The sequence below is a fragment of the Pseudotabrizicola algicola genome, from assembly GCF_010915705.1.
GTDB lineage: Bacteria > Pseudomonadota > Alphaproteobacteria > Rhodobacterales > Rhodobacteraceae > Pseudotabrizicola > Pseudotabrizicola algicola.
In genome coordinates this window covers 15061-37545 of sequence record NZ_JAAIKE010000005.1, presented here as the reverse complement: position 1 = coordinate 37545, position 22485 = coordinate 15061, and the positions used below count along the sequence as shown (strand labels likewise).

The following is a 22485-nucleotide window of genomic DNA, read 5'->3' as shown; positions in this document are numbered from 1 at the left end:
TGCCCCGTCAGTCGAACTTGCGGCTTGGCGCCAGAACCAGCGCCTCGCCCTTTAGCACCACCGTTTTACCGACAGAGCAATGGGTTTCAAGGGTCACCCGACGTTTTGCATGGTCGATCGCGGTGACGGTCACCACCGCCTCCACCCGATCGCCGGGCCGGACGGGCGCGAGGAAGCGCAGGGATTGTCCAAGATAAACAGTGCCATGACCGGGAAGCTGTTCGCCGATCACCGCCGAAATCAGCCCGGCGGTGAGCATCCCGTGGGCGATGCGGCCTTCGAAGATGGTGTCTTGCGCATAGGCATCATCGAGATGCACGGGGTTGTGATCGGTGGAGACCTCGGCAAAGAGGGCGATGTCGCGGTCGGTGATCTGTTTGGACAGACCGCGCGTCATGCCGATTTCAAGGTCTTCGATGCAGATGGTGCCGCGGGGCATATTGTCCAGCATCTTGCGATTCCCGTGCTTGTTTCGCAGGGAGTCTAACAAATGCTGCGGCGCAGCGCAATTCCGTTGCGCAAGTTATTTCCGAAATTACGACTAATGGCGCAATTATGTTACCCGCGCGGTGCGCGCAGCTCAGCGCAGATAGCCGATGGCATAGGTCGCCGAAAGCTGGTGTCCTTGCAGCCATGCTTGCAGCAAGTCATTGTCGGGATTGTCAAAATCCGGTCCGAACTCATGCGCGGCGATCCCGCCGGTGACAAAGAGCGTATCCAGCCCTTCGGCCACGCCGCCCTGCACATCGGTGTGGATGCCATCCCCCACGCAGAGGATGCGGGCGTCGTCGAGGCCGAGGCGGCGGCGGGCCAGATCGTAGATCGGCGGATGCGGTTTGCCGTAGTAGAGCGACTCGCCCCCCATGTCTTCATAGGCCTTGGCGAGCGCCCCTGCGCAGTAAAGCCGCTTGTCGCCCATATCGACGATGATATCGGGGTTGGCGCAGAGAAGTTTCAGACCTTTTGTCTTTGCCATCAACAGCTTGCCCCGATAGTCCTGTGGCGTTTCGGTCAGATCGTCTGCAAGCCCCGTGCAGATGACGCCGGTGGCTTGGTCGAGTGGCACGCGGGTGATGTCGGCGCGGGCGACCAGATGGGCCAGATCCTGCTCGAAATCGGTAAAGAAGGGTTCATCCTTGGGCGCGCCGATGTGGTAGACGCGCGGACCCGCCGCCCCCGAAAGCATCGCCGCCTGGGTGGCATCGCCCGAGGTGGCAACATCATCCCATGTGTCGCGCGGCAGGCCCATTGCATCCAACTGCTTGACAACGCTGGATTTCGGGCGGGGCGCATTGGTGACGAGCACCACCTTGCCGCCGTTTGCGCGAAAGCCCTGAAGCGCGGCAACGGCGGCGGGGAAGGGGGTGACGCCATTGTGCAGGCAGCCCCAGAGGTCGCAGAACAGCGCATCATAGCGGCCCGAAAGATCGGCGAGGGAGCGGATGATTTCGGTCATGGCTTGGCCTTTCTGGGCGGTGTGCGGCGTCTGGTCTGCGTCTGGCGCGCGTCTGGCAAAGGTATGGCAAACGTCGGGCTGTCTGTGCGCGACGTTTGCCGGGGGTATTTTCAGAGCTTGAGCGCAGGAATGATCTGCTTCTTGCGGCTCATGATGCCGGGCAGCACCACGGTGTCGCCGGTGACGGTGCAGCCGAAGGAGGCTTCGGCCATCTGCTTGACCAGATCGTTCGGCACCAGAAGCGTCGCCTCTTCGCGCAGGATGTCGACGACGAAGAGGAGCACCTGATCGGCGCCGTCCTCTTTCGCCACGGCCTCCATCGAGGCCATCAGGCTGGCCTTGCGGTCGAGCACGATCTTCGGCGCGGTGGTTTCCAGCACCGAGACGCGCAGTTCCTTTCCGGCGACGGTGTATTCCTTGGAATCCATCCGCAGCAGGTCGGCGTCGGAGAAGGCGGAGACATCGGATTTGGCCTCGAACATCGCGGTGGCGAGGTCTGCGATGTTGACGCCCAGATCGGCCGCGAGTTTCTCGGCCACGGCGCGGTCATGCGCGGTGGTGGTCGGCGAGCGGAATTCGAGCGTGTCGGAGAGGATGCAGGAGAGCATCGCGCCCTTGATCTCGCGCGGGGCGCTGGCGAGCGCATCGCCCATCAGGTCGTGCATGATGGTGGCGGTGCAGGCCAGCGAGCGGATGGTGATGTCGATCGGCCCTTTGGTCTTGAGCCCGCCCACCAGCAGGTGGTGGTCGATGATGGCCGCGATCTTGGCGTCGTTGATCGAGGGGGGCAGTTCGGCGGGGTTGTTGGTGTCGACGATCACCACGCGGTCATCTGCGGTCACGTCAGAGATGATCTCGGGCTTGGGCAGGTTCCAGTGCCGCAGCACGAAGGCGGCTTCGGTGTTCGGCTCGCCCAGCAGCACCGGCTTGGCCGGCGTGTTCTGGGTATGGGAAAGATACCACGCCCAGATGATGGGCGATCCGGTGGAATCGGTGTCGGGGGATTTGTGGCCGAAAACGAGCGTGGTCATGACAGCACCTTGCAGCAGGGGATTTTGACGCGGCTTATAGGCGGGCCGGGCAGGAATGTCATCTGCCCGGGCGCCGGACTTTGCCAAAGCTGCGCCGCAGCAACAGCGGTCAGGGAGCAAGGGGCGTGAGCGTCCAGCCCTGCTGTTCCAGCAAGCGGGGGATGCCGAAGTCGCCCGGCAGGTGCAGCGCGCCGAAGGCGACGACGACGGGGCCTTGGGCGGCGGCGGCCTCGATCACCGGAATCCAGCCCTGGTTTCGGGTGACGAGCAGGGCCTGTTCCATCTTGGCCATGTCTGCCTCGATCTGTTCGGGGGTGTAGCCCGGCATCTGGAGCGACAGATCGCGCATCAGTTCCCAGATCAGCCGCGATTCGCCCGCGAAATAGCTGTCAGCCAGCGTGGCGATATAGTCTTCGGCCTGATCCTCGATGGCGAGAGAGGCGCGCAGCATGGAAATCTGGTCCTCCCGCGAGAAGCTGTCGAAAAGGTTGAAGATGGTGTCATAGGCTTCCAGCCCCTGCACGGGGATGCCGCGCGCCTTGGCGGCGTCGATGATCCGGTGGTCAAGCCCGCTGCGGTCCTGCGCCTGCACCTCGGCCATCATGCAGGGCGGAACGGCAAGCAGCACGGTGATGTACCACGGCTGGAACTTGGCAGCCATGAAGCCGGGGATGCCGCGGCGCGTCATCGCCTCGGACAGGACGGCCCAGTCTTCGGGCTCCATCAGAGTGGGCAGCGTGGTGTCTGGCATCACGAAGAGCGTCGGGTCCTGCGCGACGGCAGAGACAAGCGCCGCCTCTTCCTCGGGTCCGGCCTCGACCAGAAGGGTGGTGGCCCCGTCGAGCAGCGGGGTGACAGTTTCCATCACCTTGTCGTGGCGCGGGTCTGACAGGTGGTAGGTGCCGACCAGCGTGACCTGCTGGCCGTCCTTGGTCGCGCGCCAGTAGTTGCCCTGATGGAACGGCTGTGCCGCAGCCTGTTGTTCCAGCCGGGCGCGATCGGCAGCGTCCATCTGCGAGAACAGGTTGGTCCCGTTGCAGGACGGTGTGGCTGCATGGGCAAAACCCAGCGGGCTGGCCAGAAGGCCAAGCAAGATCAGCAGGATACGCATGAATTCCCCTTTATGTCCGGCGGGCAGGGTGGCAGGCACGGCCCCGGATGCCAAGTAAAATTGCGATGAAGCGGGCGGGCGCTGGCGCTTGACAGAGGCGCGCGCGGCCCCTAGATAGGCGCCGTTAGCACTCGCTGATAGTGAGTGCTAAAAGATTCAACCTGGAACCTAAGGGAGTGTTACCAGATGGCTTTCAAACCGCTGCATGACCGTGTGCTCGTTCGCCGCATCCAAGGCGAAGACAAGACCAAGGGCGGCCTGATCATCCCGGACACCGCCAAGGAAAAGCCCGCAGAAGGCGAGATCGTTTCGGTCGGTGAAGGCGCGCGCAAGGATTCGGGCGAACTGATTACCCCCTCCGTCAAGGCTGGCGACCGTATCCTGTTCGGCAAGTGGTCGGGCACCGAAGTGACGCTGAACGGCGAAGAGCTGCTCATCATGAAGGAAAGCGACATCCTCGGCATCATCGCCTGAGCTTGACGCTTTCGTAAACCAGATTTGAAGGAGCTTCCAAATGGCTGCTAAAGACGTACGTTTTGATACCGATGCCCGCGACCGCATGCTGCGCGGTGTGAACATCCTCGCCGACGCCGTGAAGGTTACCCTTGGCCCGAAAGGCCGCAACGTGGTGATCGACAAATCCTTCGGCTCGCCCCGCATCACCAAGGACGGTGTGACGGTCGCCAAGGAAATCGAACTGGCCGACAAGTTCGAGAACATGGGCGCGCAGATGGTGAAGGAAGTCGCTTCCCGCACCAATGACGAGGCTGGCGACGGCACCACCACCGCCACCGTTCTGGCCCAGGCCATCATCAAGGAAGGCATGAAGGCCGTTGCTGCCGGCATGAACCCGATGGACCTCAAGCGCGGCATCGACATGGCCGTTGTGAAGGTCGTCGAGTCGATCAAGGCTGCCTCGCGCCCCGTCAAGGACAGCGCCGAAGTTGCGCAGGTCGGCACCATCTCGGCCAACGGCGAAGCCGAAATCGGCCGCCAGATCGCTGACGCGATGCAGAAGGTCGGCAACGAGGGTGTGATCACCGTCGAAGAGAACAAGGGTCTGGAAACGGAAACCACCGTTGTCGAAGGCATGCAGTTCGACCGTGGCTACCTGTCGCCCTATTTCGTGACCAACGCCGACAAGATGGTTGCCGATCTGGAAGACGCGTTCATCCTGCTGCACGAGAAGAAACTCTCGTCGCTGCAGCCGATGGTTCCGCTGCTGGAAGCCGTGATCCAGTCGCAGCGCCCGCTGGTCATCATCGCCGAGGACGTCGAAGGCGAAGCGCTTGCCACGCTGGTCGTGAACAAGCTGCGCGGTGGTCTGAAGATCGCTGCCGTCAAGGCTCCGGGCTTCGGTGACCGTCGCAAGGCGATGCTGCAGGACATCGCGATCCTGACCGGTGGCCAGGTGATCTCGGACGATCTGGGCATGAAGCTGGAGAATGTCGGTATCGACATGCTGGGCCGTGCGAAGAAAGTCACGATCAACAAGGACAACACCACCATCGTTGACGGCAATGGCGACAAGGCCGAGATCGAAGCCCGTGTGGCCCAGATCCGCGCCCAGATCGAAGAAACCACCAGCGATTACGACCGCGAGAAGCTGCAAGAGCGCGTGGCCAAGCTGGCTGGCGGTGTTGCTGTCATCAAGGTCGGCGGCATGACCGAAGTCGAAGTAAAAGAGCGCAAGGACCGCGTTGATGACGCGCTGAACGCAACCCGTGCTGCCGTTCAGGAAGGCATCGTGGTTGGCGGTGGTGTGGCTCTGGTTCAGGCCGGCAAATCGCTTGACGGTCTGACCGGCGCGAACAGCGACCAGAACGCCGGTATCGCCATCGTGCGCCGCGCACTGGAGGCACCGCTGCGCCAGATCGCAGAAAACGCTGGCGTCGATGGCGCTGTCGTGGCTGGCAAAGTGCGCGAGTCGAGCGACAAGAACTTTGGCTTCAACGCCCAGACCGAAGAATATGGCGACATGTTCTCGTTCGGCGTGATCGACCCGGCCAAGGTCACCCGCACCGCGCTGGAAGATGCAGCTTCGGTTGCCTCGCTGCTGATCACCACCGAAGCGATGATCGCGGATCGTCCGGCCAAGGAAACCGCTGGCGCACCCGGCGGCATGGGCGGAATGGGCGGCATGGACGGCATGATGTAAGGGTTACCCCCTTTATCTTCTGTCGTTTCCGTCCGGAAACAGGGGGCGGTCCGAAAGGACCGCCCTTTTTCATTCTGTGGTCTTGATATGGCCCAAGTCACGGGCAATGACTGGCCATCCGCCGGAGGGTTCCATGCCGCATTTGCTGATGATCGCGCCCGCACCCGTGATGCGCCTGCCGGACGGGCGGTTGCGGCTGGATGTGAAATATGTGGAAGGCATGCGCGCCCATGCGGCGCTGTGGCAGGGACGGGTTTCGGCGGTGGTCTGGGAGGGGGCGGCGTCGGTGCCCTTCGGGGCCGACTATGCGCCGCAGGAGCTGGGGTTTGACCTGACGGTGCTGCCTGCCGGAGCGCCGTTGCCGCAGATGCAGGCCGATCTGATCGCCGCCCCTGCCGATATGGCCGAGGCGCTGGCCCTCGCAGGGGGGCCGGTGCCGGTGGTGTTCGTGGTGGAATACACGATTGGCACGAGGCTGCGTATCGTGGTGCTGGACCGCGCGCGGGGGCTGCTGCGCAAGGGCTGGTCGGCGCTGTGGAATCTGGCGGTAGAGCGGCGGCGGCGGCAGGCGTTCCGCCGTGCGGCGGGGGTGCAGTGCAACGGTTATCCGGCCTTTGACGCCTATCGCGGGTTGAACGCCCGCACGTTTCTGTATCTCGACGGGCGGATGCGCGTCGACATGATGGCGACGGCGGCGCAGATGGCGGCGAAGGCTGCGCATGCGGGGCCGTTGCGGCTGGTCCATTCGGGGCGGCTGGAGCCGATGAAGGGCGCGCAGGACCTTGTGCCGGTCGCGCGGGCGCTGCTGGCGGCGGGCGTGGATTTCACGCTCGATGTCTTTGGCACCGGCGCGCTGGAGGCGGAGGTGCGGGCCGGGGCGGAAAGCCTTGGCGGGCGGCTGCGGCTGCATGCGCCGGTGGATTTCGAGACGGGGCTGGTGCCGTTCCTGTGCGCGCATGCCGATCTGTTCCTGAGTTGCCACCGGCAGGCGGACCCGTCTTGCAGCTATCTGGAAAGTCTGGGCTGCGGGGTGCCGGTGCTGGGCTATGCCAACGAGATGTGGGCGCGGATGGCGGCGGAATCCGGTGGCGGCTGGGCGGTGCCTTTGGGGGACCGGCGGGCGCTGTCGGACCGGCTGATCGCGCTGGACGCGGACCGCAGGGCGCTGCGGGTGGCGGCGGCGTCCGGGCTGGATTTTGCGCAGGCCCATGATTTCGAAACCGAATTCGCGCGGCGCATGGCGCATTTCGCAAGCTGCCTGCCGCGCAATGGGTCTTAGGCAGCGCGCGGTGGTCTGAGGTCGGATTAACCCTTTGTTGATAGCCCTTGGCCTCGCATGGCTGCGGATGCGTCCGCGGCCTTTGGGGACCAAGCGAGGGTTTAGGACATGAACAAGGCGATTACCGACGGGCTGGTGCTGATGCCGCCGCCATTCTCTGCGGGGCTGAACCTGTGGTCTCGGGAGGACGGGCTGCCGGGGCAGGGGTCTTATGCCAGCCAGCCGAATGCGGCCTTTGTTCCGGCCGATCAGGATTTTGGCGGCGCGCTGGAGCTGCAAAAGACGCTTGCCACACAGAAACTGCGCTGCTTTCAGCAGATCCCGATGCAGCCGGGCCTGTATCTGCGGGTCAAGGTGCGGGTCAAATGCGTCTCGGGCGCGTTTCCTTCGGTGCGCATCGCGGGCTGGGCGGGGCGGTCGAACGGCACCAACGTGCCGGGGGTGGTGCAGGCGGGGCCTTCGGTGGCGCTGACGCAATATGGCGCGGTGGCCGAGGTGACGGCGATCATCGGCGCCGGCGGCCGCGGCGGGGTGACGATGGCATGGGGCCCCACGGCGACCTATGGGCATATCGGGCTGGATCTGACGGGGCCGAATGGCGGCGTGGTGCGGATCGACGATATCGAGATCGAGGACATCACCGGAATTTATCTGCGCGACATCTTCGACGCGGTGGATGTGCGCGATTTCGGCGCGCGCGGCGACGGGGTGACCGACGACACGGGGGCCTTTGCCGCGGCGGATGCGGCGGCGCAGGGGCGCACGATCACGGTGCCGGCAGGCACCTACCGGATTGCGGGCAACCTGACCATCAACAACCCGATCCGCTTTCAGGGCACGCTGGTGCAGCCTGCCTCGGTGCGGCTGGCGCTGACGCGGAACTATGATCTGGATACCTATACCAGTGCTTTCGGGAATGAACTGCTTGGCTTTCGCAAGGCGTTGCAGGCGCTGTTCTATTTTACCGACCATGTGGCGCTGGACCTGTCGGACCGCCGCGTGGACCTGACCGAGCCCCTGGATGTGGCGGCGATCGCGGGGCTGACGACCTTTGCGCAGCGGCGGTTCCTGACCAACGGGCAGCTGAACGCGGCGGCGGGGCCGGGGTGGGATACGGTGACGGTGACATCCACCACCAGCTATACCCCCACCAACCCCACGCGGCTGAGTGCGGTGGCCAATGTCGCCAATATCGAGATCGGCGCGCATGTGAGCGGCAATGGCGTCGGGCGCGAGGTCTATGTGGTCGACAAGAATGTGGCGACAGGAACCGTCACGCTGAGCCAGCCGCTCTGGGGCGGGGCGGGGACACGCACGCTTTCCTTCACGCGGTTCAAATATCTGCTGGATTTCTCGGGCTTCGAGGACCTGTCCCGGTTCGAGATGGACCGGCTGGACTTCAACTGCAACGGGCTGTGTTCGGCGGTTATGCTGCCCAAGATCGGCCTGACGCTGCGGGTCGGGGACTGCGTGTTCAACCGGCCCAAGGACAGGGGGATCACCTCGATCGGGTCGGGCTGTCAGGGCCTGATCGTCGATGGCTGCCAGTTCTGGTCGAACGAGCAGGCCATGCTGGCGCAGGATCGCAGCAGCATTGCGCTGAACGTGAACGCCAATGATGCCAAGATCCGGTCGAACCGCGTGGTGCGCTTTGCGCATTTCATGGTGGCGAATGGCGGCGGCCACCTGATCCACGGGAACCACTTCTTCCAAGGCGACACGGCCTCGGCCGGACTGCGGCGGGCGGGCCTGATCATCACCCAGACCAACCCGCGGCTGACCTTCACCGGCAATTATGTCGACAACTGCTTTATCGAATGGTCGAACGAGCACGACGCCAACCCCAATTTCACCACCGGCTTCAGCTTTGGCAACCTGTCGATTGCGGCGAACCATTTCTTTGCCAGCGATGTCGCGCCGTGGTTCCGCTGGATCGTGATCGCGCCCAAGGGGTCGGGGCAGTTCGTGCAGGGGCTGACGGTTTCGGACAACACCTTTCGCACCGTCAACGGGTCGGTGGACCGGGTGGATGCGGTGGACAGCACCCATGCCACGCTGGATTTCAGCCGGTTTCGCAACCTGAACTTCGTGGCGAATGTGTTCAACGGGGTGTCGCAGATCGTGGTGAACCCGCTGACCATCCTGCACACGCAGAACACCGCCGCCGACACTTGGGTGGTCGACAGCGGTGCCTTCATGCCGTTCGGGGCGCGGGTGCGCAACACGCAAAGTCTGGTCGCCGATGGTGCGATCACCACGGCGGCAAATGTGGCGCAATATGTGATGCCCTTTGTGCTGAACGAGCAGGGCACGGCGCGCAATCTGGTGCATCTGCGCTGGCCGACGGCGGTGCGGGGCAAGATGCTGGCGACCGTCCGCTGCGACAACCCGACCTGAGCGGGCTTTGATCTGACGCGAGCGATGGGGGCGGCGCGGGCCGCCCCCTTTTTACATCAGGTCAGCGGGCAGCAGCCGGAAGGCGCGACCGAAGCCGCCATTGAGCAGAGCGGCCTGCGGCACAAGCCGGACCAGCGCGAAATCGGCAAAGTCGATGTAGAGCTTCGCCTTTGGATGATGGGTCAGCCAATGGTCACGCAGGTCCTGGCGCGCGGGGTCATCGGGGGCCACGAATGCGGCCTGCGCTTGCAGCATCAGGCGCGGATGGGTCAGCGGGTCACCCTTTTGCCCCGGCTCGCCCAGCAGGAGCGCGCAGGCAGGGTTGGCGCGCAGGGCCGCGAAATGGGGCGCGAGGGCGGAGATCAGCGTCATCGGCGTGCCATCGGGGGCGCGGCCAAAGGCGATGCGGCTGATCCCCGGCGCGCGCGTCTCTGCATCAAGGTAGGACAGGGCCGCATGGGGCGCGGCCATCAGGTCGCGGGCAAGGGCGCGGGCGGCGTCATCTGCGGGCGCGACCGGATCGGAGGGGCTGGGCATGATCTGGGTCCAAGGCGGTTGACTCACGCCCTTGTGAGGCGCTTCCTTGCGTCATGCAAGCGACCGAGCGGGGACAATGACCGAAACGCCGACCGAAAGACCGCCCGAGCCATCGCCCGAATTCCTGCCCAAACTGGTGACCGTGCTGCGCGAGGGCTATGGTGCGCAGGATTTCCGCGCCGATGTTCTGGCAGGGTTGACCGTGGCGATCGTGGCCCTGCCGTTGTCGATGGCGATTGCGATTGCCAGCGGGGTCGGGCCGGAGCGCGGGCTTTACACCACGATTGTCGGCGGGTTTCTGGTTTCGGCCCTCGGGGGAAGCCGGTTCCAGATCGGCGGGCCTGCGGGGGCGTTCATTGTGCTGGTGTCGGCCTGTGTGATGCAGATCGGGATCGAGGGGTTGATCCTTGCCACCTTCCTGTCGGGGCTGTTTCTGGTGGCGGTGGGGGCGCTGCGGCTGGGCACCTACATCAAGTTCATTCCCTATCCGGTGACGGTGGGGTTTACCGCCGGAATTGCGGTCATCATCTTTGCCAGCCAGATGAAGGACCTGTTCGGCCTGTCGCTGGGCGGGCCGGAGCCGGCGGAGATCCTGCACAAGGTGGAGGTGCTGTGGGAGGCGCGGCATACCGCCTCGGCGGCGGCCTTCGGGGTGGCGCTGGCCACCATCGCGCTGATCGTGGGGATCAAGCGGCTGCGCCCGGGTTGGCCCAACCTTCTGCTGGCGATTGTTCTGGTGGCGGCGGGGGTGGCGCTGCTGGGAGTTCCGGTGGAAACCATCGGCTCGCGCTTCGGGGAGTTGCCGCGCCTGCTGCCCGCGCCCGCGCTGCCGGTGCCGACCGCCGAGGCGGTGATGGCCGCGCTGCCCTTTGCGGTCAGCTTCACGCTGCTGGGCGCGATTGAATCGCTGCTGTCGGCGGTGGTGGCCGACGGGATGAGCGGACGGCAGCACCGCAGCAATGCGGAGTTGGTGGCGCAGGGCGTGGCGAATATGGGCGCGGCGGTGTTTGGCGGCTTTTGCGTGACGGGAACCATCGCGCGCACGGCCACCAATGTGCGGGCCGGAAGCCGCAGCCCTGTCTCGGGCATGCTGCATGCGCTGTTCGTTCTGGGCTTCATGCTGGTGGCGGCGCCGCTGGCGGCCTTCATCCCTCTGGCGGCGCTGGCGGGCCTGCTGGCGGTGGTGGCGTGGAACATGGCCGAGAAGGAGGAGTTCTGGGGCCTCATGCGCGCCTCGCGCGGGGATGCGATGGTGGTGGTCGTGACCTTCCTGCTGGTGGTGTTCCGCGATCTGACCGAAGGCATCGTGGTGGGCTTTGCCCTGGGCGGGCTGGTGTTCATCCGGCGCATGTCGGAGGCCGCCGAGGTCGAGGCGGCACAGGCCCCCGAAGGCGCGCGGGCGGAAGGGGCCAACCCCGATCAGGTGGTCTATCGCTTGCACGGGCCCTATTTCTTTGGCGCGGCGGCACGTCTGGGCGTGGTGCTGGACCGGATCGCGGATTATCCGCGCGCCTTTGTGGTCGATTTCAGCGATGTGCCGTTTGTCGATTCGTCGGGCGCGCGCGCCTTCGAGCTTTTGGCGCATAAGGTGGCGCGCAAGGGCGGGCAGCTTTACCTGATCGGCACCCGCCCCGAAGTGCAGCGCGACCTGCAGGTGCAGGGGGTACACGCGCCCTTGGTGCAGGTCTTGCCCGACCTGCAAAGTGTGACCGCCGCCGAGGCGAATCGTTAGCGCCATCATGATTCGCGCCCTTGCGGCGCTGTTTGCACCCTTCCGTGACAGGCAGCCAAAGGGGCGGGGCGGGCGTTTTGCGCCCGTGGCGGCACCTTGCGCGCACCTCACCCGTGCGTGATCGGGCAGAACCTTGAAAACCCTTGTCAAATTTTCGTCACTTTTCGGAAGTTTTCAGATTTGACATGAAGATGGAAAATTAATTTACAGAAATATCTATTGAACAAAAGGGGTTACATTAAAATTGACCAAGGAGTAGACTTGCCTTGGGTTGAGGTGTGACCTGCGGTGCTTTGGCGTGCCGCTGCGTCACGAAGGGCCGGTCCCGAACTGGCCGCGCAAGAGGAGATTTCAAATGACAGATCAGAGTTCGGCTTCGGGAGTCTACACCGCCTCGGCTGATTTCATCGCCAAGGCGCATGTCGATGCCGCGGGCTACGCGCGGATGTATGAAGCCTCTGTCACCGATCCGGACGCGTTCTGGGCAGAGCAGGCGCAGCGGCTGGACTGGATCACGTCATTCTCCAAGGTCAAGAACACCAATTTCGACTACGGCAATGTCTCGATCAAATGGTTCGAGGATGGCACGCTGAACGTCAGCGCCAATTGCATCGACCGCCACATGCTGACCCGCGCCGACCAGACCGCGATCATCTGGGAGCCGGACAGCCCCTCGACGCCCGCGCAGCACATCACCTACCGGCAGTTGCTGGAAAACACCTCGCGCATGGCCAATGTGCTCAAGGCGCATGGCGTGACCAAGGGCGACCGCGTGGTGCTGTATCTGCCGATGATTCCGGAAGCGGCCTATGCGATGCTGGCCTGCGCGCGGATCGGGGCGATCCATTCGGTGGTCTTCGCGGGCTTTTCGCCCGATGCGCTGGCCAACCGGATCAACGATTCCGAAGCCAAGGTGGTCATCACCGCCGATTTCGCGCCGCGCGGTGGCAAGAAGACGGCGTTGAAGTCGAACACCGACAAGGCGCTGTTCGACTGTTCCGACAAGGTGAAATGCCTTGTCGTCAAGCATACGGGCGACCAGACCACATGGATCGACGGGCGGGACGTGGACGTGAAGGCCGAGATGGCCGCCGCCAAGCCCTATTGCCCCTATGTCGAGGTGGGCGCCGAAGACCCGCTGTTCATCCTTTACACCTCCGGCTCGACCGGGCGTCCCAAGGGGGTGGTGCATACCTCGGGCGGCTATCTGGTCTATGCCTCGCTGACCCATCAATACACCTTTGATTATCACGATGGCGACGTCTTCTGGTGCACCGCCGATGTGGGCTGGGTGACGGGGCACAGCTATATCATCTACGGCCCGCTGGCGAATGGCGCGACGACGGTGATGTTCGAGGGCGTGCCGACCTATCCCGATGCGGGGCGGTTCTGGGAAGTCTGCGCCAAGCACAAGGTCAACCAGTTCTACACCGCGCCGACCGCGATCCGCAGCCTGATGGGCCTTGGCACCGAATGGGTGGAAAAGCACGATCTGTCGTCGCTCAAGCTCTTGGGGTCGGTGGGTGAGCCGATCAACCCCGAGGCGTGGAACTGGTACAACACCCATGTCGGCAAGGGCAAATGCCCCATCGTCGATACCTTCTGGCAGACCGAAACCGGCGGCCATCTGATCACCCCGCTGCCGGGTGCGATTGCGCAAAAGCCGGGGGCGGCGACCAAGCCCTTCTTCGGGATCAAGCCGGTGGTGCTGGACCCCGCCAATGCCGAAGTCCAGACCAATACCGCCGCCGAGGGCGTGCTGTGCATCGCCGATGCATGGCCGGGGATGATGCGCACGCTGTGGGGCGACCACGAGCGGTTCCAGGAAGCCTATTTCGCGCAATATCGCGGCTATTACTTCACCGGCGACGGCTGCCGCCGCGATGCGGACGGCGATTACTGGATCACGGGCCGCGTGGATGACGTGATCAACGTCTCGGGGCACCGGATGGGCACCGCCGAGGTGGAATCGGCGCTGGTGGCGCATGAGGCCGTCGCGGAAGCGGCGGTGGTCGGCTATCCGCATGACATCAAGGGGCAGGGCATCTATGCCTATGTCACGCTGATGAACGGCATCGACCCGACCGACAGCCTGCGCAAGGAACTGGAGGCATGGGTGCGGACCGAGATCGGCCCGATTGCCAAGCCGGACCTGATCCAGTGGGCGCCGGGCCTGCCGAAAACCCGTTCGGGCAAGATCATGCGCCGCATCCTGCGCAAGATCGCCGAGAACGACTTCGGGGCCTTGGGCGACACTTCGACGCTGGCCGACCCGTCGGTGGTCGATGACCTGATCGAAAACCGTATGAACCGTGGCTGAAGGTGCGTGACATGACCTCTCCGACGGTTCTGATCCTGCTTGGCCCCCCCGGTGCGGGCAAGGGCACCCAGGCGCGGATGCTGGAAGAAGACTTCGGTCTGGTCCAGCTTTCGACGGGCGATCTGCTGCGCGCGGCGGTTGCCTCGGGCAGTGCGGCGGGGCTGCAGGCCAAGGCCGTGATGGAGGCGGGCGGGCTTGTCAGCGACGAGATTGTGCTGGCCATCCTGAAGGACCGTCTGCGCCAGCCGGATGTTGCGCGCGGGATCATCCTTGACGGTTTTCCCCGCACCGACGGGCAGGCCGCCGCGCTCGATACGCTTCTGGCCGACGCGGGCCAGCGCGTGACGGCGGCGATCAGCCTTGATGTGGATGACGAGGCAATGGTCGGCCGCGTCGCGGGGCGCTTTACCTGCGCCGGTTGCGGCGAGGGGTATCATGACGAATTCAAGCAGCCTGCGGTGGCGGGCACTTGTGACAAATGTGGCGGCACGGCGTTCAAGCGCCGCGCCGACGACAACGCCGAAACCGTGCGGGAGAGGCTGAAGGCCTACCACGCACAGACGGCACCGCTGATCAGCTATTACGATGCCAAGGGGGTGTTGCAGCGGATCGACGCGATGGGAGAGATCGCCGCGATCCGTGCCGCCTTGGGAGACATTGTTTCCGGCGTATCGGCGGGATGAAGGGGGGCCTGCATCCCCAAGGGGGTGCGGGTGTGGAAAAAAACTCAGGGAGTAGCTTTCATGGCGGACAAATCATCGTCCAGCGCCTATTGGGCAGCGAACCTGCGGGTGATCTGGATATCACTCGCAATCTGGTTCGCCTGCTCGTTCGGCATTGGCATTCTTCTGCGGCCTGCCCTTTCGGGCATTTCGATCGGGGGCGCTGACATTGGCTTCTGGTTCGCGCAAAACGGGTCGATCTATGTCTTTCTCGTGCTGATCTTCGCCTATGCGGTGAAGATGAACAAGCTCGACAAAGAATTCGGCGTTGACGAGTAAGGGGGGAACAGATGGATCAGTTTACCCTTAACCTCATCGTCATCGCGATGTCCTTTGCGCTCTACTTCGGTATCGCAATCTGGGCGCGCGCAGGATCAACCGCAGAATTCTATGCTGCCGGACAAGGCGTCGGCCCTGTCGTCAACGGCATGGCCACCGCTGCCGACTGGATGTCGGCGGCTTCGTTCATCTCGATGGCCGGTCTGATCGCCTTTGGCGGTTACAACAACTCGGTGTTCCTGATGGGCTGGACCGGCGGCTATGTGCTGCTGGCGCTTCTCCTTGCCCCATACCTGCGCAAGTTCGGCAAGTTCACTGTGCCGGAATTCGTGGGTGACCGCTTCTACTCCACCTCGGCCCGCATGGTGGCCGTGATCTGCCTTCTGGTGATCTCGATCACCTATGTTATCGGGCAGATGGTGGGTGTGGGCGTGACCTTTGCCCGCTTCCTCGAAGTGTCGACCACGACCGGCCTTCTGATCGGCTCGGCCGTGGTGTTCGCCTATGCCGTTTTCGGCGGCATGAAGGGCATCACCTATACGCAGGTGGCGCAGTATGTCGTTCTGATCTCGGCCTACACCGTCCCCGCGATCTTCATCTCGCTCAGCCTGACGGGGAACTTCATTCCGCAGCTGGGCCTGATCGGGGGCTATGCGCCGACCGGCGGCGAGACCTATTTCCTCGACAAGCTGGATCAGGTCGTGACGGATCTGGGCTTTGCCGCCTATACCGCCGACACCTCGAACATGCTCAACATGTTCCTTGTGACCATGTCGCTGATGATCGGCACCGCGGGTCTGCCGCACGTGATCATCCGCTTCTTCACCGTTGCCAAAGTGTCCGACGCCCGCATCTCGGCCGGCTGGGCACTGGTGTTCATCGCGCTGCTCTACACGGTTGCTCCGGCAGTCGGCTCGATGGCGCGTCTGAACATCACCACGACCTTCTGGCCGGGTGCCGTGCAGGGTGAAACCTTCAGCCAGCCCGCCCTGTCGATTGCCGAAATCGACAGCAACCCGGACCTGACCTGGATCCGGAACTGGGAAAAGACCGGCCTGCTTGCGTTCACCGACCGCAACGGTGACGGCCTTATCCAGTACTTCAACGAGCCTGCCCCGCTGACGGCTGCCAACAAGGCAGTTGCCGATGCAAACGCGGCCCTCGCTGCCGCTGCTGCCGACGCTGACAAGGCTCCGTTGGAAGCCGCTGTCGCCGCCGCTGTCACCGCACGCGATGCCGTTCTGGCAGAGACCAATCTGGGTGGCCGTTCCTTGGCCGAACAGGGCTTTGTCGGCAACGAACTGACCACCGTCAACAACGACATCATGGTTCTTGCGAACCCTGAGATCGCGGCTCTGCCGGGTTGGGTGATCGCCCTTGTGGCTGCTGGTGGCCTTGCTGCCGCTCTGTCCACCGCTGCGGGCCTGCTGCTGGCCATTTCCTCGGCCATCAGCCACGACCTGATCAAGGGTGCCCTGAAGCCCAATATCACCGAGAAGGGCGAGCTTCTGGCCGCGCGGATTTCGATGGCCGGTGCCATCGCACTGGCGACCTGGCTTGGTCTGAACCCGCCCGGCTTTGCCGCGCAGGTGGTGGCACTGGCCTTCGGTCTGGCGGCTGCGACGATCTTCCCCGTGCTGATGATGGGGATCTTCTCGACCGTCGTCACCAAGGAAGGCGCGATCGTGGGTATGCTTGTCGGTCTGATCTCGACCGCCGTGTATATCTTCCTCTACCTCGGCTGGTTCTTCATCCCCGGCACCAACCTGCTGCCGAACACGCCGGCTGCCCACTTCATGGGTATCTCTCCGGCTGCCTTCGGCCCGATCGGTGCGCTTCTGAACTTCGCGACCGCCTATCTGGTCTCGATGATGACGAAAGCACCGCCGCAGGACGTGCAGGACCTGATCCAGTCGATCCGTGTGCCGAAAGGCGCCGGTGCGGCTCAGGCCCACTAAGCCCTATCGCGCCCCCGGTTCGTCCGGGGGCGCGAGACTTCACAAGGATCAGGCTCATGGACCACAGACTTGAGACGATCATCAGCTTTCTGGAAACGGTCCATCCCTATGATACCCTGCCGCGGGACGAATTGGCGCGGGTCGCCACTTCCTTCAGCCGCAGGGAATATGCCGCCGGAGAGGATGTCTATCGTGCCGGAGAGCCGCTGAAGGGTCTTTACCTTGTCAAGCGCGGCTCTGTTGAGGTGCAGGATGCTTCGGGTCAGGTGATTTCGTTGCTGGGACCGCGCAACAGCTTTGGCGAGCGCGGGCTGGCGCGGGACGGTCTGGCGGTGACCCATGCGCGGGTGATCGAGGACTCTGTGCTGCTCTTGCTGCCGGTTGCGGAGTATCGCCGCCTGCTGGCCCATTCCCCTGCCTTCGAGCGGTTTTTCAGTCGGGGCCGCAGCCACGAGGCCCGTGGCGGCGATCTGACCACGCAAAAGGTGGGCGACCTGATGGCGCGCAAGCCGGTGGTGGTGGGACCGCAGGATACGGTCCGCATGGCGGCGCAGAAGATGCGCGATGCGCGGGTCTCGTGCCTTGGTGTCGTGCGGGAGGGGCAGTTTCTGGGCATTGTGACCACGCGCGACATGACCAGCAGGGTGCTGGCCGACGGGGTCGACCCCGCAACGCCGGTGGCCGAGGTGATGACCGCCGATCCGGTGGCGCTGCGGCCCGACTCGCTTGGCTCGGATATTTTGCATATCATGCTGGAGCGCCGGATCGGCCATCTGCCGGTGGTCGAAGATGGGAGTCTGGTGGGCATCATCACCCAGACCGACCTGACGAGGTTTCAGGCCGTCAGTTCGGCGCAACTGGTGCGCGATGCGGCCACGGCGGAAACCGTGGCGGATATGGCGGCGGTCACCGCACGGATTCCCCGCCTGCTGGTGCAGCTGGTGGGGGGCAACAGCCCGCATGAGGTGGTGACGCGTCTGATCACCGATATCGCCGACACGGTGACGCGCCGCCTGCTGGGCATGGCCGAGGCAGAGCTTGGCCCCGCGCCGGTGCCCTATCTTTGGCTGGCCTGCGGATCGCAGGGTCGGCAGGAGCAGACGGGTGTTTCCGATCAGGACAACTGCCTGATGATCGACGACGCCGCGACCGAGGCGGACATGGCCTATTTCCATGCCTTGGCCAAGATCGTGTCAGACGGGCTGGATGCCTGCGGCTATGTCTATTGCCCCGGCGACATGATGGCGACGAACCTGCAATGGTGCCAGCCGATGCGCGTGTGGCGCAGCTATTTCCACAAATGGGTGCATACGCCCGACCCGATGGCGCAGATGTTGTCGAGCGTGATGTTCGATCTGCGCCCCATCGGCGGGCAAGCCAGCCTGTTCACCGAATTGCAGCGCGAGACGCTGGACATGGCGGCGCGCAATTCGATCTTTGTCGCGCATATGATCAGCAACAGCCTCAAGCACACGCCGCCCCTTGGCCTGCTGCGCGGCTTTGCGACCATCCGGTCAGGCGATTACAAGAACCATATCGACATGAAGCTGAACGGCGTGGTGCCGGTGGTCGATCTTGGCCGCGTCTATGCGCTGATCGGCCAGATGGAGCCGGTGAACACCCGCGCGCGGCTGGAGGCAGCCGAGGCGGCGGGCGTCATAAGCCAGTCGGGCGCGCGTGACCTGATCGAAGCCTATGACCTGATCGCGCAGACGCGGCTGGAAAATCAGGCGCGGCTGGTCCGCTCTGGGCGCAAGCCCGACAATTTCCTTGCCCCTTCCGACATGTCGGATTTCGAACGAAGCCACCTGCGCGATGCCTTTGTGGTGGTGCGCACCATGCAATCTGCCGTGGGACAGGCCCGCGGCGCCCGGAGTTGATGAATGGCCTTTGAATTGATTGCGGCGCTGATCGCGGCGTTTGCCCTTGGCGGGCTTGCGCATCTTTTGCGCAAACTCTCTGGCCAGCGGTTGCCGAAATGGTCGGTTTCTGCGGCGGCGGCGCTTGGCCTGATCGGCACGACGATCTGGCTGGAATATGACTGGTTCAACCGCGTCAGCGCGGAACTCCCCGAAGGCGTCGAGGTGGTCTGGAAGGCCGACGAGGTGATGGCGCTGCGGCCGTGGACCATGATTGCCCCGCTGACCACGCGCTTTGTGGCGATGGACACGCGCGGCATTGCCCAGCATCCGAACAATGCCGACTTGCGGATGGCCAAGCTGTTCAATTTCGGCCGCTGGCGGCCGGTGACAAATGCCTTGATGGTGATTGATTGTGCCGGACGCCGGCAGGTGCTGGTCAGCGAGGGCGTCGAGATTACAAACGAGGGCACCTTGCAGGGGGCCGAATGGGTGAACGCCCCCGAAGGGGACGGGTTTCAAGCGGCGGCCTGCAAGGCAGCCTGAGGAGGAGGCAGAGATGACGGCCGAAGGGGGGAGACGGCACCGCGTCCTTGTGGTCGAGGACGAGGACAACATCGCCATTGCGCTCGACTATCTGATGACGCGCGAAGGCTATGAGCATGACCGCATCGCCAACGGGGCAGAGGCGCTGGCGCGGATCAAGGCGACCCATCCCGATCTGGTGCTGCTGGATGTGATGCTGCCCGAGGTGTCGGGCTACGAGATCTGTCAGGGCGTGCGGCTGGACCCGACGCTGGCCGATGTGAAGATCCTGATGATGACGGCGCGCGGATCGGCGATCGAACGGCGCAAGGGGTTGGCGCTGGGGGCAGACGGGTTCATCTCGAAGCCATTCGAGCTGAAGGAATTGCGCGAAGAGGTGCGCCGCCTGCTGGTCACGGAGGGCTAGGCGGTGCTGATGCGCTTGTCCTTGCGGCTGCGGATTTTCCTGCTGTTCGCGGGGCTTGCCGCCGCCGCGCTGGTGGCGCTGATGGTGGGCCTTGGGCTGGGCTACCGGCGGCTTGGCTCTCCCGAGACCTTCGATGCCTTTGTGCAGGGCGGCGTTGTGGCCGCCTTTGTCATTCTGGGGGTGGTGGCCTGGGTCTGGTATCTGTTCGACCTGAACGTCGCCAAGCCGATCGACTCCCTGGCCGGGGCGCTGCGCGTGCGCGCCCATTCGGATGTGTCGGGCGCGATAGACCCGACGATTGCGGCCTATCTGGGAGATCTGGCACCTGCGGCCAAGGCGGCGGCGATGACCTTACAGGAAACCCGCAACGCATTGGCCGAGGCCGTGGCACGCGAGACGACGCGGCTGACGGTGGAAAAGGCGCGGCTGGAGGCGCTGCTTTCGGATGTCGATGCGGGGGTGGTGCTGTGTTCCGGCGATCATACGCTGGCCTTTTACAACGGGCAGGCGGTGGACCTGATGGGCGCGGGCGCGGCGGCGCCGGGGCTTGACCGGCGGCTGTTCGACTATTTGCGCGACGGGCCGATCCGGCTCGCGCATGAGCGGCTGATCGCCACGGGTGACCCCGAGGCGGCGTCTGACCTGCTGTGCGCCACGCTGAACGGAAGCCGCGTGCTGTCGGCGCGGATGCGGCTGATGGCGGCCGATAATGGTGCGGTGCCGGGCTATGTGCTGACGCTGCGCGATGTCACCGCCGACCACGCGCTCCACGCCCGCCGCGAGGCGCTGCTGGCCGAGGTGTTCGACCGCGTGCGCCGCCCTGCCGCAAACCTGACCACGCTGATGGCGGCCATCCCCGAAGGGGCAGCGGCCCCCGGCAAGCTGGACCTTGCCCTGCGCGAGGAGGTGGCGACGCTGACCGCCGCTGTCACCGACCTCAGCCGCCGCCATGACGAGGGGCGCGGTGACGGCTGGGCTTTGGCGATGGCGCGGGCGTCGGACCTGCTGGACGGGTTGCGGGCGCGGATGGAGCGCGAGGGTCTGCGGGCCGACACCCGCGCCGACGCGCTCTTGCTGCGCTGCAACGGGTTCGAGGTGATCGCGCTGCTGGCGGGGCTGACCGGGGCGATGGCGGGCGAAGGGCTGGCGCGCGCCTTCCGTCTGACCATCGAGGAGGATGGCACGGGCGCGCTGATCCGGCTGATCTGGACGGGCGCGGCGCTGCCCATGGCGCAACTGGAGCGGTGGCTGGATGCGCCGCTGGAACCCGGCATCTCGGCGCTGCCACGCCGCGCGGTGCTGGCGCGCCATGCCACGGAAATCTGGCCCGAGGCGGCGGGGCCGGGCGAGAACAGCCTGTGCCTGCCGATTCCGCAGGCCCGCCGCGTGGTGCGCCGCCCCGAGCCGATCGCGCGGCCCGTGGTCTATGATTTCGACCTTCTGTCGAAGGCGCGCAGCGCCAAGGTGCAAGATACCCGCTTGCCCGATCTGACCTATGTGGTGTTCGACACCGAAACCACGGGTCTGTTGCCGGGGCAGGGGGACGAGATCGTGCAGATCGCCGCTGTCCGCATCGTGAACGGGCGGCGGGTCGAGGGCGAGGTGTTCAACACGCTGGTGAATCCGCGCCGCCCGATTCCGCTGTCCTCGACCGAGGTGCATGGAATCACCGAGGCGATGGTGCAGGATGCGCCCTTTGTCGAAGAGGTTGCCGCCCTTTTTCACAAATTCGCCGAAGGGGCGGTGCTGGTGGCGCATAATGCGCCCTTTGACATGGAATTCCTGCGGCGGCTGGAACCCGGGCTTGGGCTGCGCTTTGACAATCCGGCGCTGGATACCGTGCTGCTGTCGGCGGTGATCTTTGGCCAGCATGAGGTGCACAGCCTCGATGCGCTGACCCACCGTCTGGGAATCACCATTCCCGAAGAAGCGCGGCACACGGCGATTGGCGATACCATTGCCACTGCCGATGCCTTCCTGAAGCTGCTGCCGATGCTGCAGGGCAAGGGCTTTGCCACCTTCGGGGCCGTGCTGTCGGAAGTGCGCCGCCACGGCCGGCTGCTCAAAGACCTGAACTAGCCGTTTCCCGTTGGCCCAGAAAACCAAAAAGCCGCCCGAAGGCGGCTTTTTAGGAAATTGGTGGAGCCAGGCGGGATCGAACCGCCGACCTCTTGAATGCCATTCAAGCGCTCTCCCATCTGAGCTATGACCCCACCGGGTATCGTCACGTTTCCGTTTCGATGGGCGGTGTTTAGGCGAGGGCGCGGGGGGGTGCAAGTGGTTTTTTGCGATCTTTCCCGCGCCCTTGCAAATTCTCAGACCTCGTCCTCGTCGCCGGCCACATCGGCCAGATCGTCGAGCGAGACATTGTCATCCGCATCGTCCTCGAGCAGGTCATCATCGAGATCTGCGTCGTCGGCTGCGGTTTCCAGCAGGTCGTCATCGGCTTCCAGATCGTCGACCAGAACTTCTTCGTCCTTTTCAGGCGCGACGCGGGCGATGACAGAGGCCGCCATCTTGCGGCGGGCGGATTCGATGTCCACGACCTCCCCGGTATAGGGGCTGATGATCGGGGAGCGGTTCAGGTCATAAAAGCGTTTGCCGGTGGTCGGGCAAATACGCTTTGTTCCCCATTCTTCCTTGGGCATGGTGGTTCCCTTAAGGCTACGGATATGGAAAGATGGCGTCGCTTGC

At 64.4% G+C, this 22485-nt stretch carries 19 protein-coding genes and 1 tRNA gene; 13 read left to right on the top strand and 7 right to left on the bottom strand.

What is annotated here, in order from left to right:
* Window positions 1–7: 7 nt before the first annotated feature.
* The 4 genes from G3572_RS14910 to G3572_RS14895 all read right to left on the bottom strand — a co-directional run bounded on the left by G3572_RS14910 (window position 8) and on the right by G3572_RS14895 (window position 3598).
* Window positions 8–451, bottom strand: a complete 444-nt coding sequence (locus G3572_RS14910) for a MaoC family dehydratase (protein WP_164613309.1) — start codon at window positions 449–451, stop codon at window positions 8–10.
* Window positions 452–580: 129 nt separating this feature from the next.
* Window positions 581–1456 (bottom strand): TIGR01459 family HAD-type hydrolase, encoded by an 876-nt coding sequence (locus G3572_RS14905; RefSeq protein ID WP_164613307.1) that lies wholly within the window; start codon window positions 1454–1456, stop codon window positions 581–583.
* Window positions 1457–1566: 110 nt separating this feature from the next.
* Window positions 1567–2487 carry a manganese-dependent inorganic pyrophosphatase gene (locus tag G3572_RS14900; protein ID WP_164613305.1) on the bottom strand — a complete coding sequence of 307 codons (921 nt, stop codon included), beginning with the start codon at window positions 2485–2487 and terminating at the stop codon, window positions 1567–1569.
* A 109-nt stretch (window positions 2488–2596) separates the two neighbouring features.
* The gene (locus tag G3572_RS14895) at window positions 2597–3598 is read right to left on the bottom strand and encodes a TraB/GumN family protein (protein WP_164613303.1); all 1002 of its coding nucleotides are present in this window, start codon (window positions 3596–3598) and stop codon (window positions 2597–2599) included.
* 186 nt (window positions 3599–3784) lie between these two features.
* Between G3572_RS14895 and G3572_RS14890 the strand changes: the two genes are divergently transcribed.
* From G3572_RS14890 to G3572_RS14875, 4 genes are all read left to right on the top strand, one after another.
* Entirely contained in the window at window positions 3785–4072 is a 288-nt protein-coding gene (locus G3572_RS14890; protein ID WP_164613301.1) for a co-chaperone GroES, read from the top strand.
* 40 nt (window positions 4073–4112) lie between these two features.
* Window positions 4113–5756, top strand: a complete 1644-nt coding sequence (groL, locus tag G3572_RS14885) for a chaperonin GroEL (RefSeq protein ID WP_164613299.1) — start codon at window positions 4113–4115, stop codon at window positions 5754–5756.
* Between the two features lie 133 nt (window positions 5757–5889).
* The gene (locus tag G3572_RS14880; RefSeq protein ID WP_164613297.1) at window positions 5890–7035 is read left to right on the top strand and encodes a glycosyltransferase; all 1146 of its coding nucleotides are present in this window, start codon (window positions 5890–5892) and stop codon (window positions 7033–7035) included.
* 108 nt (window positions 7036–7143) lie between these two features.
* Complete coding sequence (locus tag G3572_RS14875; RefSeq protein ID WP_164613295.1) at window positions 7144–9432, top strand: glycosyl hydrolase family 28-related protein; 2289 nt, start codon at window positions 7144–7146, stop codon at window positions 9430–9432.
* Window positions 9433–9483: 51 nt separating this feature from the next.
* On the opposite strand, the gene G3572_RS14870 is transcribed toward G3572_RS14875, so the two are convergent.
* Window positions 9484–9969 (bottom strand): pyridoxamine 5-phosphate oxidase, encoded by a 486-nt coding sequence (locus G3572_RS14870; RefSeq protein WP_164613293.1) that lies wholly within the window; start codon window positions 9967–9969, stop codon window positions 9484–9486.
* 76 nt (window positions 9970–10045) lie between these two features.
* Between G3572_RS14870 and G3572_RS14865 the strand changes: the two genes are divergently transcribed.
* The 9 genes from G3572_RS14865 (at window position 10046) to G3572_RS14825 (ending at window position 21870) form a co-directional block, all read left to right on the top strand.
* Window positions 10046–11701 carry a SulP family inorganic anion transporter gene (locus G3572_RS14865; RefSeq protein WP_164613292.1) on the top strand — a complete coding sequence of 552 codons (1656 nt, stop codon included), beginning with the start codon at window positions 10046–10048 and terminating at the stop codon, window positions 11699–11701.
* Between the two features lie 355 nt (window positions 11702–12056).
* Window positions 12057–14021: an acetate--CoA ligase gene (gene acs, locus G3572_RS14860; RefSeq protein ID WP_164613290.1), complete on the top strand. Its 1965-nt coding sequence runs from the start codon at window positions 12057–12059 to the stop codon at window positions 14019–14021.
* Window positions 14022–14032: 11 nt separating this feature from the next.
* Window positions 14033–14704 carry an adenylate kinase gene (locus tag G3572_RS14855; RefSeq protein WP_164613288.1) on the top strand — a complete coding sequence of 224 codons (672 nt, stop codon included), beginning with the start codon at window positions 14033–14035 and terminating at the stop codon, window positions 14702–14704.
* 60 nt (window positions 14705–14764) lie between these two features.
* Window positions 14765–15022, top strand: coding sequence for a DUF4212 domain-containing protein (locus tag G3572_RS14850; protein ID WP_164613286.1), 258 nt, complete (start codon window positions 14765–14767; stop codon window positions 15020–15022).
* A gap of 11 nt (window positions 15023–15033) precedes the next feature.
* On the top strand, window positions 15034–16980 hold the full coding sequence (locus G3572_RS14845) for a sodium:solute symporter family protein (protein ID WP_164613284.1): 1947 nt from the start codon (window positions 15034–15036) through the stop codon (window positions 16978–16980).
* 56 nt (window positions 16981–17036) lie between these two features.
* On the top strand, window positions 17037–18860 hold the full coding sequence (locus G3572_RS14840; RefSeq protein WP_164613282.1) for a DUF294 nucleotidyltransferase-like domain-containing protein: 1824 nt from the start codon (window positions 17037–17039) through the stop codon (window positions 18858–18860).
* Window positions 18861–18863: 3 nt separating this feature from the next.
* The gene (locus tag G3572_RS14835; protein WP_164613280.1) at window positions 18864–19385 is read left to right on the top strand and encodes a hypothetical protein; all 522 of its coding nucleotides are present in this window, start codon (window positions 18864–18866) and stop codon (window positions 19383–19385) included.
* A gap of 13 nt (window positions 19386–19398) precedes the next feature.
* Window positions 19399–19791 (top strand): response regulator transcription factor, encoded by a 393-nt coding sequence (locus G3572_RS14830; protein ID WP_164613278.1) that lies wholly within the window; start codon window positions 19399–19401, stop codon window positions 19789–19791.
* A gap of 9 nt (window positions 19792–19800) precedes the next feature.
* The gene (locus G3572_RS14825) at window positions 19801–21870 is read left to right on the top strand and encodes an exonuclease domain-containing protein (RefSeq protein WP_205518747.1); all 2070 of its coding nucleotides are present in this window, start codon (window positions 19801–19803) and stop codon (window positions 21868–21870) included.
* Between the two features lie 58 nt (window positions 21871–21928).
* On the opposite strand, the gene G3572_RS14820 is transcribed toward G3572_RS14825, so the two are convergent.
* Together G3572_RS14820 and G3572_RS14815 are read right to left on the bottom strand one after the other, a co-directional pair.
* Window positions 21929–22004, bottom strand: a tRNA-Ala gene (locus G3572_RS14820).
* 102 nt (window positions 22005–22106) lie between these two features.
* Window positions 22107–22439: a TIGR02300 family protein gene (locus G3572_RS14815; RefSeq protein WP_164613274.1), complete on the bottom strand. Its 333-nt coding sequence runs from the start codon at window positions 22437–22439 to the stop codon at window positions 22107–22109.
* Window positions 22440–22485: the final 46 nt, after the last annotated feature.